The sequence below is a fragment of the Mycobacterium sp. WMMD1722 genome (assembly GCF_049315205.1).
In the GTDB taxonomy this organism is placed as follows: Bacteria; Actinomycetota; Actinomycetes; order Mycobacteriales; family Mycobacteriaceae; genus Mycobacterium.
On record NZ_CP186056.1, the window covers coordinates 280,959 to 295,153 of the forward strand.

Below are 14,195 nucleotides of genomic sequence, written 5' to 3' on the forward strand. Positions count from 1 at the left end.
TGGCTCCCTACCGTCGGGCACATGCGGACCGAAGAACCGGCCGAACGGCTGCAGCGCCGCATGGGCGCCGAACTGGAGAACGAGCACGGCGCTGCGCCTGACTCCACCCCGACGGACACCGGACCGTCGGACACCACGCTGTCGAGGTGGCTGCCGGAGGCCGCCGACACCGCGGGATCAGGCCGCCGGTACGAGTGGCTGGCGGCGTTGCGGGCGGATCCGGGACGGGCGGGAGTCGTCGGGCTCGCAGTGCTCGGTGCGGTGGCGGTGCTGGTGACGGTGTTCACGGTGTGGCGGGACAGCCCGCCTCCGGTGTCCACGGCGAATCTGCCGCCGGTGCAGATGATCTCGTCGGGGTCGCCGGCGCCGGACCACCCTGCGGCAGAGACGCAGGTCGTCGTCAGCGTCGTCGGACTGGTCCACAAACCGGGGCTGGTGACACTCGGGGCGGGGGCCCGCGTCGCCGATGCCCTGGAGGCGGCGGGAGGAACCGTCGAGGGCGCCGACCTGATCGGGCTGAACATGGCGCGTCGGCTCAGCGACGGTGAGCAGATCATCGTCGGCGTCGCGCCGGCGCCCGGGGCGCCACCGACCATGGGCAGCTCGGCCAGTGGCCCGGCCGACGCCTCGCCGGCGCCGCCGGCTCCGGGATCCGGTGCCCCCGAGCCGGGCGAGCCGGTGAACCTCAACACCGCCACCGTCGAGCAACTCGACACCCTGCCGGGCGTGGGCCCGGTGACCGCCGCGGCGATCGTGGCCTGGCGCGACGCGAACGGCGCCTTCAGCAGCGTGGACCAGCTCGGCGACGTCGAGGGAATCGGTCCGGCGCGGCTGGCCAAGCTGCGAGATCTGGTCCATGTGTGATCGGCTCCGTAATTCCCGAAGGCCGGCATCTGGATCTGCGGCTGGTGCCCGCGGCGCTGACCGGCTGGGCGGTCACCGCGGCGGGCATCTCGTGGCCGCGCGGTGCGGCAGTGCTGGTCCTGCTCGGCTGCCTGGTGGGCGGTGCCGCGCTGGCCTGCTGGGTCAGCGGCGAGCCGACCGTTGCGTCGGCGGTGCGTCGGGTCGCAGGTGGGGTGCTGGCGGTCGCGGTGCTCGGCGTGGCGTTCACCACGGCGGTGATCCTGCGCGCCGAGCATGTTCGCGACCATCCGCTCACCGGTCGCTACGGCACCACTGCCACGGTGACGGTCACGCCGAGCGACAGTCCGCGCTACGTCGGCGGCGGGCGCCTGATGTTTCGTGGGGTCCTAGGGGAACTCGATGGCAGCGAATCATTCGGGCGCGTGGTGGTTTTCGCCTCGGCGTCGGATTTCGGGCAGGTCGGCGCGGGCCGCCCGGCGACATTTCGCGCCCAGGTCGGCCGACCGGCCCGGCGCGATCTCACCGTCGCGGTGCTCTCGGCGACCGGCGAGCCCAGCCTCGGTCCCGCGCCGCAGGTGCAGCGGATGGCGCAATCGGTGCGCACCGGCTTCGCCGAGGCGGCACGGGGGGCACTGCCCGCCGACCAGGCGGCGATGCTGCCCGCGCTGGTGCTCGGCGACACCTCCACGGTGCCGGGGCGCACGACCGACGACTTCAAGGCTGCGGGCCTCACCCATCTGACCGCCGTGTCGGGCGCGAACGTGACGATCGTGTGCGGCGCTGTGCTGCTCGGCGCCGGCGTGATCGGCCCGCGGGCGGCGGCGGTACTGGCCGCGCTCGTCCTGGCTGCGTTCGTGATCGTGGTTCAGCCGTCGGCGAGCGTGCTGCGGGCCGCGGTGATGGGCGGTGTCACGCTGGTCGCTGTGCTGACGCACCGCCGGCGCCAGGCGATCCCGGCGCTGTCGGCCAGCGTGCTGCTGCTGCTGATCGCCGCACCGGAACTCGCGGTCGACGCCGGTTTCGCGCTGTCGGTGACGGCGACCGCAGGTCTGGTGGTGATCGCCCCGGTCTGGTCGGGCCGGCTGGTCGGGCGAGGCTGGCCCAAAGCGCTGGCCGACGCCGTGGCGGTGGCGCTGGCCGCACAGCTGGTGACCGCACCGCTGGTGGCCGCCATCTCCGGCACCGTCAGCATCGTGGGCGTCGCGGCCAATCTTGCGGTGGCCGCGGTGATTCCGCCGATCACGGTGATCGGCACCGCGGCGGCTGCGCTGTGTCCGTTGTGGCCGGCAGGTGCGGGGCTGCTGATCCGGTTCACCGGTCCGCAGCTGTGGTGGCTGCTGCGGGTGGCCGAGTGGGCGGCGTCGGCGCCGGGGGCGGTGCTGCCGGTGCCGGCGGGCTGGGCGGGTCTGGCATGGGTGGCCGCCGGCGGCGGGGGAGCCGTGCTGCTGTGGCGGCGCCGCTGGGCGCGGCTGATCGTGGCCGGTGTCGCGGTGGGCATGCTGGCGTGGGCGGTGGCGGGCCACGTGGGCGGGGGCACTGGGGGCGGGGCTGTCGGCCCGGCGTGAAACCATCGGCGGGTGAGCGGATCGGTCGATGGTCTCCATCTGGTTCTGGGCGATGAGGAACTGCTGGTCGAGCGTGCGGTGGCGGCGGTGTTGCGCAGTGCGCGCAAGCTCGCGGGCACCCCCGACGTGCCCGTCGATCGGCTGCGGGCCGGTGAGGTCAGCACCAGTGAGCTCGCCGAACTGCTGAGCCCGTCGCTGTTCTCCGACGAGCGGGTGGTGGTGCTCGAGGCTGCGGCCGAGGCCGGTAAGGACGCCGTCGCCCTGATCACCGCCGCGGCCTCGGATCTGCCGGGGGGCACCATGCTGGTCGTGGTGCACTCCGGGGGCGGCCGGGCCAAGGCGCTGGCCGATCAGCTCAAGAAGCTGGGCGCCGAGGTTCATCCGTGCGCGAAGATCACCAAGGCCGGCGAGCGAGCCGATTTCGTCCGCCGGGAATTCCGGACCGCCAAGGTGAAGGTTTCCGACGACACCGTCGCCGCGGTGCTCGACGCGGTCGGCTCCGACTTGCGCGAACTGGCCGCGGTGTGTTCACAGCTGGTGGCCGATACGGCCGGAGAGGTCGATGCGGCCGCGGTGCGGCGCTACCACTCGGGTCGCGCCGAGGTGAAGGGATTCGACATCGCCGACAAGGCGGTGACGGGCGATGTCGCCGGGGCGACCGAGGCGCTGCGCTGGGCGATGCTCAGCGGTGAGCCACTGGTGGTGCTGGCCGATGCGCTGGCCGAAGCGGTGCACACCATCGCGCGGGTGGGCCCGCTGTCCGGGGATCCCTACCGGCTCGCAGGTGAGGTCGGGATGCCGCCGTGGCGGGTGCAGAAGGCACAGAAGCAGGCGCGACGGTGGTCGCGCGGATCGGTGGCCGAGGCCATGCGGGTGGTCGCGGCGCTCAACGCCGATGTCAAGGGCGCGGCAGCCGACGCCGATTACGCACTCGAGTCAGCGGTGCGCCGGGTGGCCGAACTGGTCGGCGACTGACGCCGAGGCGCTCAGAGCTTGTTCAGAGCCAGGGCCAGCGCCGACTTCTTGTTGGCGGCCTGATTCTTGTGGATGACGCCCTTGCTGGCGGCTTTGTCCAGCTTGCGGCTGGTGCTGGCCAGCAGCTCGGCGGCCTTGTCCTTGTCACCCGTGTCCACGGCCTCGCGGAAATGCCGCACGGCGGTGCGCAGCGAGGACTTCACCGACTGGTTGCGCAGCCGGCGGCGCTCGTTGGTGCGGATGCGCTTTTCCTGCGACTTGATGTTGGCCACGTAGAGCTGTCCTTCTTGGTCTCGAGTATGTGTTCTCGGGTGTGCGTACAAAGTCTTTCGGCCACGCCGATGGCGGCGGGCAGCGACTGTTCAGGGTACCAGCGAGGTCCCCGATCTCCCAAAGCGAGTGCCCCTGGCCTGCCGGAACGCACCGGGTCAGGCAAAGTGGTGGCGTGACCGCCCGCACAGTGCCCACCGCAACGCCCACGGGGACCGCCGCTCGATCATCGCGCTCGGGTACCGCCAAGGCCAAACCTCACGAGGGGGTCTTCGACGGGTACAACCGCGTCGGCGGATACGACCGGGCGTTCGACGAGATGTTCGACGCGCAGGGCAACGTCCGCGGACCGTACAAGGGCATCTTCGCCGAGATGTCGCCGTCGGACGCCTCGGAGCTCGCCGCCCGCACCGAAGCGCTGGACCGCGCCTTCATCAACCAGGGCATCACGTTCTCGCTGTCCGGCCAGGAACGCCCGCTGCCGCTGGACCTGGTGCCGCGCGTCATCTCCGCCGCCGAGTGGACCCGCCTCGAACGCGGTATCACCCAGCGGGTGCGGGCTCTGGAGATGTATCTCGACGACATCTACGGCGAGCAGGAGATCCTGCGCGACGGGGTCATCCCGCGCCGGCTGGTGACCTCGTGCGAACACTTCCACCGGGAGGCCGCCGGCATCGTGCCGCCCAACGGTGTGCGCATCCACGTCGCCGGCATCGACCTGATCCGCGACGACAAGGGCGACTTCCGTGTGTTGGAGGACAATCTGCGTTCCCCGTCGGGGGTGTCGTATGTGATGGAGAACCGCCGGACGATGGCGCGCGTATTCCCCAACCTGTTCGCCACCCATCGGGTGCGTGCGGTCGGCGACTACGCCTCACACCTGCTGCGCGCGCTACGCAACGCCGCCGCCTCCAACGAGGCCGATCCGACCGTGGTGGTGCTCACTCCGGGGGTGTACAACTCCGCCTATTTCGAACACTCGCTGCTGGCCCGGCAGATGGGTGTCGAACTCGTCGAAGGCCGGGACCTGTTCTGTCGCGACAACACCGTCTACATGCGCACCACCGAAGGCGAGCGGCAGGTCGACGTCATCTACCGGCGTATCGACGATGCGTACCTCGATCCGATGCAGTTCCGCCCCGACTCGGTGCTCGGGGTCGCCGGGCTGCTCAACGCCGCCCGGGCGGGCAATGTGGTGATCTCCAGCGCGGTCGGCAACGGCGTCGGTGACGACAAACTGGTCTACACCTACGTGCCGACGATCATCGAGTACTACCTCGGCGAGAAGCCGCTGCTGGCCAACGTCGACACCTTCCGGTGCTGGCTCGAGGAGGAGCGGGAGGAGGTCCTCGACCGGGTCGCCGAGCTGGTGATCAAACCCGTCGAGGGTTCCGGCGGATACGGCATCGTGTTCGGTCCCGATGCGTCCGACAAGGAGCTGAACGCCATCTGCAAGAAGATCCGCAACGAACCACGCGGGTGGATCGCCCAGCCGGTGATGCAGCTGTCCACCGTCCCGACCCAGATCGGCGACAAACTCGCGCCGCGCCACGTCGACCTGCGGCCCTTCGCGGTCAACGACGGCGACGACGTGTGGGTGTTGCCGGGCGGGCTGACCCGGGTGGCGCTGCCCGAGGGGTCGCTGGTGGTCAACTCCAGCCAGGGCGGCGGCTCCAAGGACACCTGGGTGTTGGCGTCGCGCACCTCGGGTGCCGATCGCGAGCTGGCCGCCGCCGAGGTGGTCCGCTCGCTTCCGCGGGCAACGAAGGGCGGCAAGGCATCTCGCAACGGCGAGACGCAGACGGTCGATCAGCAACAACAGCAGCAACAGCAGTGAGGTGGTGATCTGATGCTGGCACGCAACGCGGAATCGCTGTACTGGATCGGGCGCTACGTGGAACGGGCCGACGACACCGCCCGCATCCTCGACGTCACGGTGCACCAGTTGCTCGAGGACTCCAGCGTCGACCCCGACTGGGCGTCGCGCACGCTGCTGCGGGTTCTCGGCATGGAGGCGCCCGACCACGCACTCGACGTGTGGTCGCTGACCGATCGGGTGGCGTTCACCCGCGATTCGTCCGGCGGCATGTCCATCGTGGATTCCATCTCCGCGGCCCGTGAGAATGCCCGCGGGGCACGCGAAGTCACCTCGGTCGAGATCTGGGAGTGCCTGAACACCACATACAACGCGCTGGCCGAACGCGAACGCGCCGCCAAACGTCTGGGCCCGCACGAGTTCCTGTCCTACGTCGAGGGCCGCGCGGCGATGTTCGCCGGGCTGGCCGACTCGACGCTCTCCCGTGATGACGGTTACCGATTCATGGTGTTGGGCCGGGCGCTCGAGCGGGTGGACATGACGGTGCGGCTGCTGTGGTCGCGGGTCGGTGACAGTGCGTCGTCACCGGCATGGGTCACGCTGTTGCGCTCGGCCGGCGCGCACGACACGTATCTGCGTACCTACCGCGGGGTGCTCGACGCCGGGCGGGTGGTCGAGTTCATGCTGCTGGACCGGCTGTTCCCGCGGTCGATCTTCTACTCGCTGCGCCTGGCCGAACACAGCCTCGACGAATTGCTCAACCGGCCGCACAACCGGCTCGGCGCGACCGTCGAGGCGCAACGCCTCCTCGGCCGGGCCCGCAGCGAACTCGAGTTCCTGCAGCCCGGCGTGCTGCTCGAGACGCTCGAAACCCGCCTGGCCGGCCTGCAGCAGACCTGTTACGACGTCACCGAGGCGCTGGCGCTGCAGTTCTTCTATTCCGCCCCCTGGGTGGCGTGGACCGATGCCGGGCGCAACGCGCTGGTGATCGAAGAGGGGGAGATCTAGTGGCGATGAGCGCTTGCGCGAAGAGGAGTTGCTGATGTGGCGGATGCGCGTGGTCCATGCGACCGGATACGCCTACAAATCGCCGGTGACCGCCTCGTTCAACGAGGCCCGGCTGACACCGCGTTCGGACACCCGCCAGAACGTCATCCTCAACCGGATCGAGACGGTGCCCGCCACCCGGCAATACCGCTACGTCGACTACTGGGGCACCGCGGTCACCGCGTTCGACCTGCACGCCCCGCACGCCGAACTCGAAGTGACCGCGTCCTCGGTGGTGGAGACCGACGTCGACGAGCCGCCGGCCGAGCCGATCACCTGGGACGATCTGCGCGGGCTGGCCGTCATCGACCGGTTCGACGAGGTCCTCACCGCCACCCACTACACGCCCGAGAGCAAACGCATCGCCAGGGTGGCCGAGCGCATCGCCAAATATCACGAACCGCACGAGGCCGTCACGGCCGCGGCCAACTGGGTGCACAGCGAATTGGAGTACGTGCCGGGCACCACGGGGGTGCACTCGTCCGGACTCGATGCGCACCGGGAGGGTAAAGGCGTCTGCCAGGACTTCGCGCATCTGACGTTGATCCTGTTGCGCAGCATGGGCATTCCCGCGCGCTACGTATCGGGCTATCTGCACCCGAACAAGAAGGCCACCATCGGCGAGACCATCGACGGGCAGAGTCACGCCTGGGTGCAGGCCTGGACCGGCGGGTGGTGGCACTACGACCCCACCAACGACAAGGCGATCAACGAGCAGTACATCAGCGTCGGTGTCGGGCGCGACTACTCCGACGTGTCGCCCCTGAAGGGCATCTACTCCGGCGAGGGGTCCACCGACCTGGACGTCGTCGTGGAGATCACCCGGCTGGCCTGACGCCGGACCGTGCGCCGACGCCGGGGTGCACCTCCACCCGGTGCAGATCGTCGCCGAGTTCGATCTGGCGGGGGAAGACCGTCGCGGCCAGCGCCCGCCAGTCCTCTTCCTGTCCGGGCGCGATGGCGGGCACGTAGTGCGTCAGCACCAGGATCCCCACGCCGGCCCGCTCGGCGGTGGCCGCGGCCTGCTCCACCGAGGAGTGGTAGTCGCAGATGTCGCGGATCCGTTGTTGCGGAAGGCGTTCGATCAGGTCTTTGCGGATCACGGTGTGCACCAGCGCGCCCGCCCCGTCGGCCAGGGCATCGAGGCTCTCGCACGGCACGGTGTCCCCGGCCAGCACCACCGAGGCGTCGGCATGCTCGACGCGGAAGCCGACGGTCGGGGCCACCGGCCGGTGGTCGGTGGGGGCCGCGACGACGCTCACCCCGGCGTGCTCCCACACCGCGCCGTCGGTCACCTCCCGGACGTCCACCGCGGGGGGTGCGGTGAGGTCGGCGTGGTGGGCGATGCGGTAGCCGATGTCGCGACCGAACGCCGCCAGCGTCGCCTGCACCACCTCGGCGGTTCCGGGCGGGCCGATGATCGGCAGCGGCACCTGGTCGGTGAACGTGGTGACCCAGCGGCTGATCAACAGGTCGCCGAGGTCGGCGATGTGGTCGCTGTGCAGATGGGTGAGCAGCAGTGCGGTCAGTCCGCTCGCGGGGGCGCCCGCGGCCGCCAGCCGCATCTGCACGCCGCGCCCGCAGTCGACCAGGAAAGTCTGGCCGCCGGCACGCACCAGGGTCGCCGGACCGGCCCGGCGCGGATCGGGCACCGGGCTGCCGGTGCCGAGCAGGGTGACTTCGATCATCTGCCATACCTAACCCACGATCGGATCGATGTGGCCGGATTGGGCATGATTCGCGCTTCCGTTCCGCTCTCCGCCGCCGAGTCTTAACCTGGTGTGAGCTGAGTCACAGGGGAGGGCCCATGCGCATCGCGGACATTCTGCGCAGCAAGGGATCGTCGGTGGCCACGGTCACCGAGACCACGACGGTGACGGGTCTACTGGCCGAACTGGCCACCCACAACATCGGCGCCATGGTCGTCGTCGGACCCGACGGCGGCATCGTCGGCATGGTGTCCGAGCGCGACGTGGTGCGCCGCCTGCACGAACGCGGCGCCGATCTGCTGCGCCGCCCGGTGTCGGAGATCATGACCGGCCTGGTGGTCACCTGCACGCCCGACGAACCCGTCGACGACCTGTCGGCGGTGATGACCAACAACCGGGTCCGGCACGTCCCGGTGGTCGTCGACGGGCGGCTGGCCGGCATCGTCAGCATCGGTGACGTGGTGAAGCTGCGGATGGAGCTGCTGCAGGCCGAACAGGAACACCTGCAGGCCTACATCACCGGCGGTTGATCTGTGCGATGGTGGGCGGATGGTTGCCGTCGACGTGCGTCCCGCGGCGAGGACCGACATCGGCGGGCTGTCCCGGGTGCTAGCGCGGGCCTTCCAGGACGACCCGGTGATGGCCTGGATGATGCCCGACGGCCGGCGCCGTGCGCGCGGTCTACCGCGGATGTTCGCCACCATGGTGCGACACCACTTCCTCGGCGGCGGCGGTTGCGAGGTCGCCGAACAGGGCAACCGCACCGGCGCCGCGGCGCTGTGGGACCCGCCGGGACGCTGGAAACAGTCGCGGCGCGAGGAAATGCTCATGCTGCCCGCATTCCTGCTGGCGATGGGGGCCCGATCGGTGCGCGGGCAGCAGCTGACCGAGCTGATGAAGCAGCACCACCCGGAGGAGCCGCACTGGTATCTCGCCGTGATCGGCAGCGATCCGACGGTGCGGGGCGCCGGATTCGGGAACGCCCTGATGCGGTCACGGCTCGACCGGGTCGACGCCGAACACGCACCGGCCTATCTGGAGTCCAGCAATCCGGACAACATCCCGTACTACCTGCGGTTCGGATTCGAGATCACCGGGGAGATCGTGCTGCCCGACGGTGGGCCGGTCATGACGGCGATGTGGCGGGCGCCGCGGTAGTCAGCTCCAGGAGTACTCGGCGCGCAGCCGGGCGGCGATGACCTCGAAGCGGTCCCGCTCGAGGATGGCGCCCTCCCGCCGGATGCCCTCCTCGGGCACGTCGAGCACCCGGTCCAGCCGCACCCAGCTGGCGCGCCCGTCGTAGTCCCAATCGCCGCTGCCGATACCCACCCAATCGGGGTCGTCGCGGTGGTGGTCCTGGCTGGAGAGCATCAGACCGAGCAGCGTGCGCCGGTCCCGGCCGACGACCAGCACCGGGCGGTCCTTGCCGCGGGTCGGATCGTCCTCGTAGACCACCCAGGTCCACACGATCTCGCCCGGATCGGCCCGGCCGTCCAGGTCGGGGGCGTAGACGATCTTGCGGGCTCGGTGGGCGGTGGGCACGCTGTTGCTGGTCACCGGACGCCCCGCGGCGATCGCGGGAGTGGCGGAGTTGGCCACGTTGGCGGCGGCGGCCCCGGCCAGCGCCGACAGCCCGGCGCCGGCAGCCAGTTTCAAGCCCTGCTGGATGCCCTGTTGCACGGTGCGCGGGCGGTTCTCGGCCTGCTGCAGCTGACGGATGATCTTCGGTGCCTCGTTGAACACCAGGTTTCTCGTGACGGTCCCCGCGACCTGCTGGAACCTCTTCCATGGCGGCGGCATGTCTTCGAGCATAGGGGAACCCGGCGGCCGCGATTGTGCCGCGAGGGCCCCGGGTCGATACCCTTTCAAAGGGCACACCCGGTGCCCGGCCAGCATGTCTACCAGGAGATTCCCATCAGCAGTTTCGCCGACAAGACCTTCACTGCGCCGGCGCAGATACGGAATTTCTGCATCATCGCCCACATCGATCACGGCAAGTCCACCCTGGCCGACCGGATGCTGCAGCTCACCGGCGTGGTCGACGACCGCTCGATGCGCGCCCAGTACCTCGACCGGATGGACATCGAGCGCGAACGCGGTATCACCATCAAGGCGCAGAACGTGCGGCTGCCGTGGGAGGTCGACGGCGAGCAGTTCGTGCTCCATTTGATCGACACGCCTGGCCATGTTGATTTCACCTACGAGGTGTCCCGCGCGCTGGAGGCCTGCGAGGGTGCCGTGCTGCTGGTCGACGCCGCGCAGGGCATCGAAGCGCAGACACTGGCCAACCTGTACCTGGCACTGGACCGCGATCTGACCATCATCCCGGTGCTCAACAAGATCGATCTGCCTGCGGCCGACCCCGACCGTTACGCCGGCGAACTGGCCCACATCATCGGCTGCGAGCCTTCGGACGTACTGCGGGTCTCAGGTAAGACCGGCGAGGGAGTGACCGAACTGCTCAACGAGGTGGTCCGCCAGATCCCGGCGCCCACCGGGGACGCGGACGCCCCGGCCCGGGCGATGATCTTCGACTCGGTCTACGACATCTACCGCGGCGTGGTCACCTACGTGCGCGTGGTCGACGGCAAGATCACCCCGCGGGAACGCATCGCGATGATGTCGACCGGGGCCACCCATGAACTCCTCGAGGTCGGCATCGTCTCCCCGGAACCGAAGGCCTCCGACGGTCTCGGCGTGGGCGAGGTCGGCTATCTGATCACCGGGGTGAAGGACGTCCGACAGTCGAAGGTCGGCGACACGGTGACCACCGCCCGCAAGGGTGCCACCGAGGCGCTGACCGGCTACCGCGAGCCCAAGCCGATGGTCTACTCGGGGCTCTACCCGGTCGACGGGTCGGACTATCCGGTGCTGCGCGACGCGCTGGACAAGCTGCAGCTCAACGACGCCGCCCTGACCTACGAACCCGAGACGTCGGTCGCGCTGGGCTTCGGATTCCGCTGCGGCTTCCTGGGGCTGCTGCACATGGAGATCACCCGCGAGCGCCTCGAGCGGGAATTCAACCTCGACCTCATCTCCACCTCGCCGAACGTGGTCTACCGCGTCGTGCAGGAGGACAACACCGAACTGGTGGTCACCAACCCGTCGGACTGGCCCGAGGGCAAGGTCCGAGCCGTCTACGAGCCGGTGGTGAAGACGACCGTCATCGCGCCCAGCGAGTTCATCGGCACGATCATGGAGCTGTGCCAGTCGCGGCGCGGTGAACTGGGCGGGATGGACTATCTGTCGCCCGAGCGGGTGGAGCTGCGCTACACCATGCCGTTGGGTGAGATCATCTTCGACTTCTTCGATTCGCTGAAGTCGCGCACCCGCGGCTACGCCAGCCTCGACTACGAGGAGGCCGGTGAGCAGGAGGCCGATCTGGTCAAGGTGGACATCCTGCTCCAGGGTGAGGCGGTCGACGCGTTCAGCGCGATCGTCCACAAGGACAGCGCGTCGGCCTACGGCAACAAGATGACCACCAAGCTCAAGGAACTGATCCCGCGCCAGCAGTTCGAGGTGCCGGTGCAGGCCGCGATCGGCTCCAAGATCATCGCCCGCGAGAACATCCGCGCGATCCGCAAAGACGTGCTGTCCAAGTGCTACGGCGGCGACATCACCCGTAAGCGCAAGCTGCTGGAGAAGCAGAAGGAGGGCAAGAAGCGGATGAAGACCATCGGACGGGTCGACGTGCCGCAGGAGGCCTTCGTCGCGGCACTGTCCACCGACGCCGCCGGCGACAAACCGAAGAAGTAGCCCGGTGTTCCGGGTGGCGGTCGCGATCGTGCTGTGCAGCGCGACGCTGAGCCTGCCCGGATGCGGGCGGACGGTCGAGGGTGCAGCCCGCCCGGCCGCCGCGACGCTCGGTCTGCTGCCCACCGAAGCGGAGCTCACCACGGCCGTCGGAAACGGCTTGAGCACGTTCGGGTTCGCCCCGTTCACCGGTGGCGCCGACATCCTGCCCGACGGGTTCCGCACCGACGCCGACGCGTCGCCGATCGGTTGCGTCGCGGTCACCGACACCGCACCGCGGTTCGCCTACGCCGACGCGCCGGTGCTGGAGGCGGCCCGGCAGAGTTATTTCACCCTCGCCGAGGGCGCCGCGGTCTCGGGTGCCGACGCGGTGGTGGTGCGGCTGTCGACGGCCGCTGCCGCCCGCCGGCTCTTCGCGGCGATGTCGGACCAGTGGCGCGCGTGTGACGGCCGGACGGTCGACAAGCGGTTGCGCGGCGCCAACGGCGCCCAGCTGTCCGCCGAGATCACCGACGTGACCACCACCGACGCCGTCCTGTCGGCGACCGTGGTGACGCAGCTGCCGCCCGCGGTCGGTCGCTCGCAATACGCACGAGCGCTGGGGGTGCGCGGCGACACGATCGCCGAGGTGTCGCTGGCGGTGACGGCCGCGGGCGAGCGCCGCGGCGACAACCGCGCCAAGGCGGTGCGCGCTGTCGAGGCGATGTTGCAAAAGGTCTGAACGAGCGCGCGACGGGCGCCGGCGTGCTAGAAGAGGGCATGCTGTCCGCGCGCCCGGTGTGGCCCGTCGCCGTCGCCTGCCTGCTGCTGGCCGGCTGCGCGTCGCAGGTCGACGGCCGGGCGGTCGGGACGGCACCGGGGACGGGGGTGGCGCCCCCGCCGTCCCCGGTGCCGCACGTCGCGCGGGCGCTCGATCAGGTACTGCCGACGACGCAGGAGCTCTCCGGGGCCCTGGGGATCGCACCGACCGGATTGATGGGTCAACTCGTGCAGGGCGGCGCGGACATGCTGCTGCGGGGTGTGGAGCAGACCCAAGCCGTGCCGGCCGAATGTGTCAGCGCCACCTACCGGTTGCAGCAGATGACCTACGCCGACAGCCCCGTGCACGCGGTCGCCACCCGGTCGTGGGCCGGCGGCGGGCTCGACGGACCGTCGGTGACTGGGTATTTCGGAGTGGTGCAGTTCGCCTCGGCCGCCGATGCGCAGGCGTTCTTCGCCTCGGCTGCCGAGAAGTGGCGTCAGTGCGACGGCCGCACCATGGTGTTGCAGCAAGCCGGTGGTGGCGGTGAGCAGAGCCGGATCAGCGATGTCGTCGTCGATCCGCGACTGGTGTCCGCTGTGGTGGTGCACGACGCGGGCGACGCCGGTGTCACGCTGCAGCGCGCGCTCGGCGTCGCCGACGACTGCATCGTCGACATCGAGATCACCGATGTGGCCGATGCGTTGGCCGGCGGTGCCCACGATGCGGTCGACGTCGCCGACGTCATGCTCGGCAAGGTGGCGGGCTGATGCGCGGCGTCCTGCCGGCGCTGGCCGCGGTGCTGGCGCTGTCGGGGTGCGTCAGCACCGTGGACGGCCGGGCCGTGCGCGCCGCCGGCGTGGTGCCCGCGGATGTGCCGCCGCTGACCGAAGCGCAGCTCGACCGGGTGCTGCTGTCGATCGGCGAGCTGAACGGCATCGTCGGCGCGACGCAGATGATCGTCACCAGTGAGCTCGACGAGATGACCGACCACTCCGCTGATATGTCCGATCCCACGTGTCTGGGCGCCATCTACGGCGCCGAAGATCCGGTGTACGCCGACAGCGGGTGGACCGCGGTGCGCGATCAGGTGGCCCGAGAGCCGCAGGACGACAACGATCACTGGGTCGAGCAGACCGCGGTGCTCTATCCGTCGGCCGAGAAGGCGCAGGGCTTCCTCGACTCGTCCCGCGACACCTGGGAGAAGTGTCAGGACGGCGACGTCACCGTCGACGACGGGTCGTCGACCTTCGTGTGGGAGATGGCGCCGGTCAGCTTCGACGGCGGTCTGCTGACCCAGATGTCCGAACAGCGCGACGCCGACGGCTGGGCCTGCCAGCACGCGCTCTCGGCGGTGTCGAATGTGACGGTGGAGGCGTGGGCGTGCGGATACGCCATCACCGACGAGGCGGCCACCATCGCCACCGAGATGGTGGCGAATGCGGCGAAGCGCTGAG

General features: G+C 70.0%; 15 protein-coding genes. 12 read left to right on the forward strand and 3 right to left on the reverse strand.

Features of this window, described 5'->3' with window-relative positions; all coding sequences use genetic code 11:
• Window positions 1–21 precede the first annotated feature (21 nt).
• Genes ACN27E_RS01320 through holA form a run of 3 tightly spaced genes read left to right on the forward strand, consistent with a single transcriptional unit; the run spans window position 22 to window position 3,404 of the window.
• Window positions 22–864, forward strand: coding sequence for a ComEA family DNA-binding protein (locus tag ACN27E_RS01320; protein WP_422746239.1), 843 nt, complete (start codon window positions 22–24; stop codon window positions 862–864).
• Entirely contained in the window at window positions 861–2,429 is a 1,569-nt protein-coding gene (locus ACN27E_RS01325; protein WP_422746240.1) for a ComEC/Rec2 family competence protein, read from the forward strand. Before ACN27E_RS01320 ends, ACN27E_RS01325 begins: the two co-directional genes overlap by 4 nt.
• A gap of 12 nt (window positions 2,430–2,441) precedes the next feature.
• Entirely contained in the window at window positions 2,442–3,404 is a 963-nt protein-coding gene (gene holA, locus ACN27E_RS01330; RefSeq protein WP_422746241.1) for a DNA polymerase III subunit delta, read from the forward strand.
• Between the two features lie 11 nt (window positions 3,405–3,415).
• Here the strand turns inward: holA and rpsT are convergent, their stop codons facing one another.
• A complete protein-coding gene (gene rpsT, locus ACN27E_RS01335; RefSeq protein ID WP_422746242.1) occupies window positions 3,416–3,676 on the reverse strand; it encodes a 30S ribosomal protein S20 in 261 nt (86 codons plus the stop codon).
• Window positions 3,677–3,993: 317 nt separating this feature from the next.
• Here rpsT and ACN27E_RS01340 point away from each other — a divergent pair, with 317 nt between their 5' ends.
• From ACN27E_RS01340 to ACN27E_RS01350, 3 genes are read left to right on the forward strand one after another with little or no spacing between them, the layout of a single operon-like run.
• On the forward strand, window positions 3,994–5,511 hold the full coding sequence (locus ACN27E_RS01340; protein ID WP_422750161.1) for a circularly permuted type 2 ATP-grasp protein: 1,518 nt from the start codon (window positions 3,994–3,996) through the stop codon (window positions 5,509–5,511).
• A 12-nt stretch (window positions 5,512–5,523) separates the two neighbouring features.
• Window positions 5,524–6,498 (forward strand): alpha-E domain-containing protein, encoded by a 975-nt coding sequence (locus ACN27E_RS01345; RefSeq protein WP_422746243.1) that lies wholly within the window; start codon window positions 5,524–5,526, stop codon window positions 6,496–6,498.
• A 34-nt stretch (window positions 6,499–6,532) separates the two neighbouring features.
• Complete coding sequence (locus tag ACN27E_RS01350; protein ID WP_422750163.1) at window positions 6,533–7,372, forward strand: transglutaminase family protein; 840 nt, start codon at window positions 6,533–6,535, stop codon at window positions 7,370–7,372.
• Here ACN27E_RS01350 and ACN27E_RS01355 read toward each other — a convergent pair.
• A complete protein-coding gene (locus ACN27E_RS01355; RefSeq protein WP_422746244.1) occupies window positions 7,356–8,225 on the reverse strand; it encodes a ribonuclease Z in 870 nt (289 codons plus the stop codon). The two genes, ACN27E_RS01350 and ACN27E_RS01355, sit on opposite strands and share 17 nt — an antisense overlap.
• 119 nt (window positions 8,226–8,344) lie before the next feature.
• Between ACN27E_RS01355 and ACN27E_RS01360 the strand changes: the two genes are divergently transcribed.
• Both ACN27E_RS01360 and ACN27E_RS01365 read left to right on the forward strand, forming a co-directional pair.
• Window positions 8,345–8,776 carry a CBS domain-containing protein gene (locus tag ACN27E_RS01360; RefSeq protein WP_422746245.1) on the forward strand — a complete coding sequence of 144 codons (432 nt, stop codon included), beginning with the start codon at window positions 8,345–8,347 and terminating at the stop codon, window positions 8,774–8,776.
• 19 nt (window positions 8,777–8,795) lie between these two features.
• The gene (locus tag ACN27E_RS01365) at window positions 8,796–9,404 is read left to right on the forward strand and encodes a GNAT family N-acetyltransferase (RefSeq protein WP_422746246.1); all 609 of its coding nucleotides are present in this window, start codon (window positions 8,796–8,798) and stop codon (window positions 9,402–9,404) included.
• On the opposite strand, the gene ACN27E_RS01370 is transcribed toward ACN27E_RS01365, so the two are convergent.
• Window positions 9,405–10,058, reverse strand: a complete 654-nt coding sequence (locus ACN27E_RS01370; protein WP_422746247.1) for a type II toxin-antitoxin system PemK/MazF family toxin — start codon at window positions 10,056–10,058, stop codon at window positions 9,405–9,407.
• A gap of 45 nt (window positions 10,059–10,103) precedes the next feature.
• On the opposite strand from ACN27E_RS01370, the gene lepA reads away from it, so the two are divergent.
• Genes lepA through ACN27E_RS01390 form a run of 4 tightly spaced genes read left to right on the forward strand, consistent with a single transcriptional unit; the run spans window position 10,104 to window position 14,194 of the window.
• Window positions 10,104–12,002, forward strand: a complete 1,899-nt coding sequence (gene lepA, locus ACN27E_RS01375) for a translation elongation factor 4 (RefSeq protein WP_422750165.1) — start codon at window positions 10,104–10,106, stop codon at window positions 12,000–12,002.
• Between the two features lie 4 nt (window positions 12,003–12,006).
• A complete protein-coding gene (locus ACN27E_RS01380; protein ID WP_422746248.1) occupies window positions 12,007–12,720 on the forward strand; it encodes a sensor domain-containing protein in 714 nt (237 codons plus the stop codon).
• Between the two features lie 38 nt (window positions 12,721–12,758).
• Window positions 12,759–13,508, forward strand: a complete 750-nt coding sequence (locus ACN27E_RS01385) for a sensor domain-containing protein (protein ID WP_422746249.1) — start codon at window positions 12,759–12,761, stop codon at window positions 13,506–13,508.
• Window positions 13,508–14,194 (forward strand): sensor domain-containing protein, encoded by a 687-nt coding sequence (locus ACN27E_RS01390; protein WP_422746250.1) that lies wholly within the window; start codon window positions 13,508–13,510, stop codon window positions 14,192–14,194. The genes ACN27E_RS01385 and ACN27E_RS01390 overlap by 1 nt, the downstream gene beginning before the upstream one ends.
• The last annotated feature ends 1 nt before the right edge of the window (window position 14,195 follow it).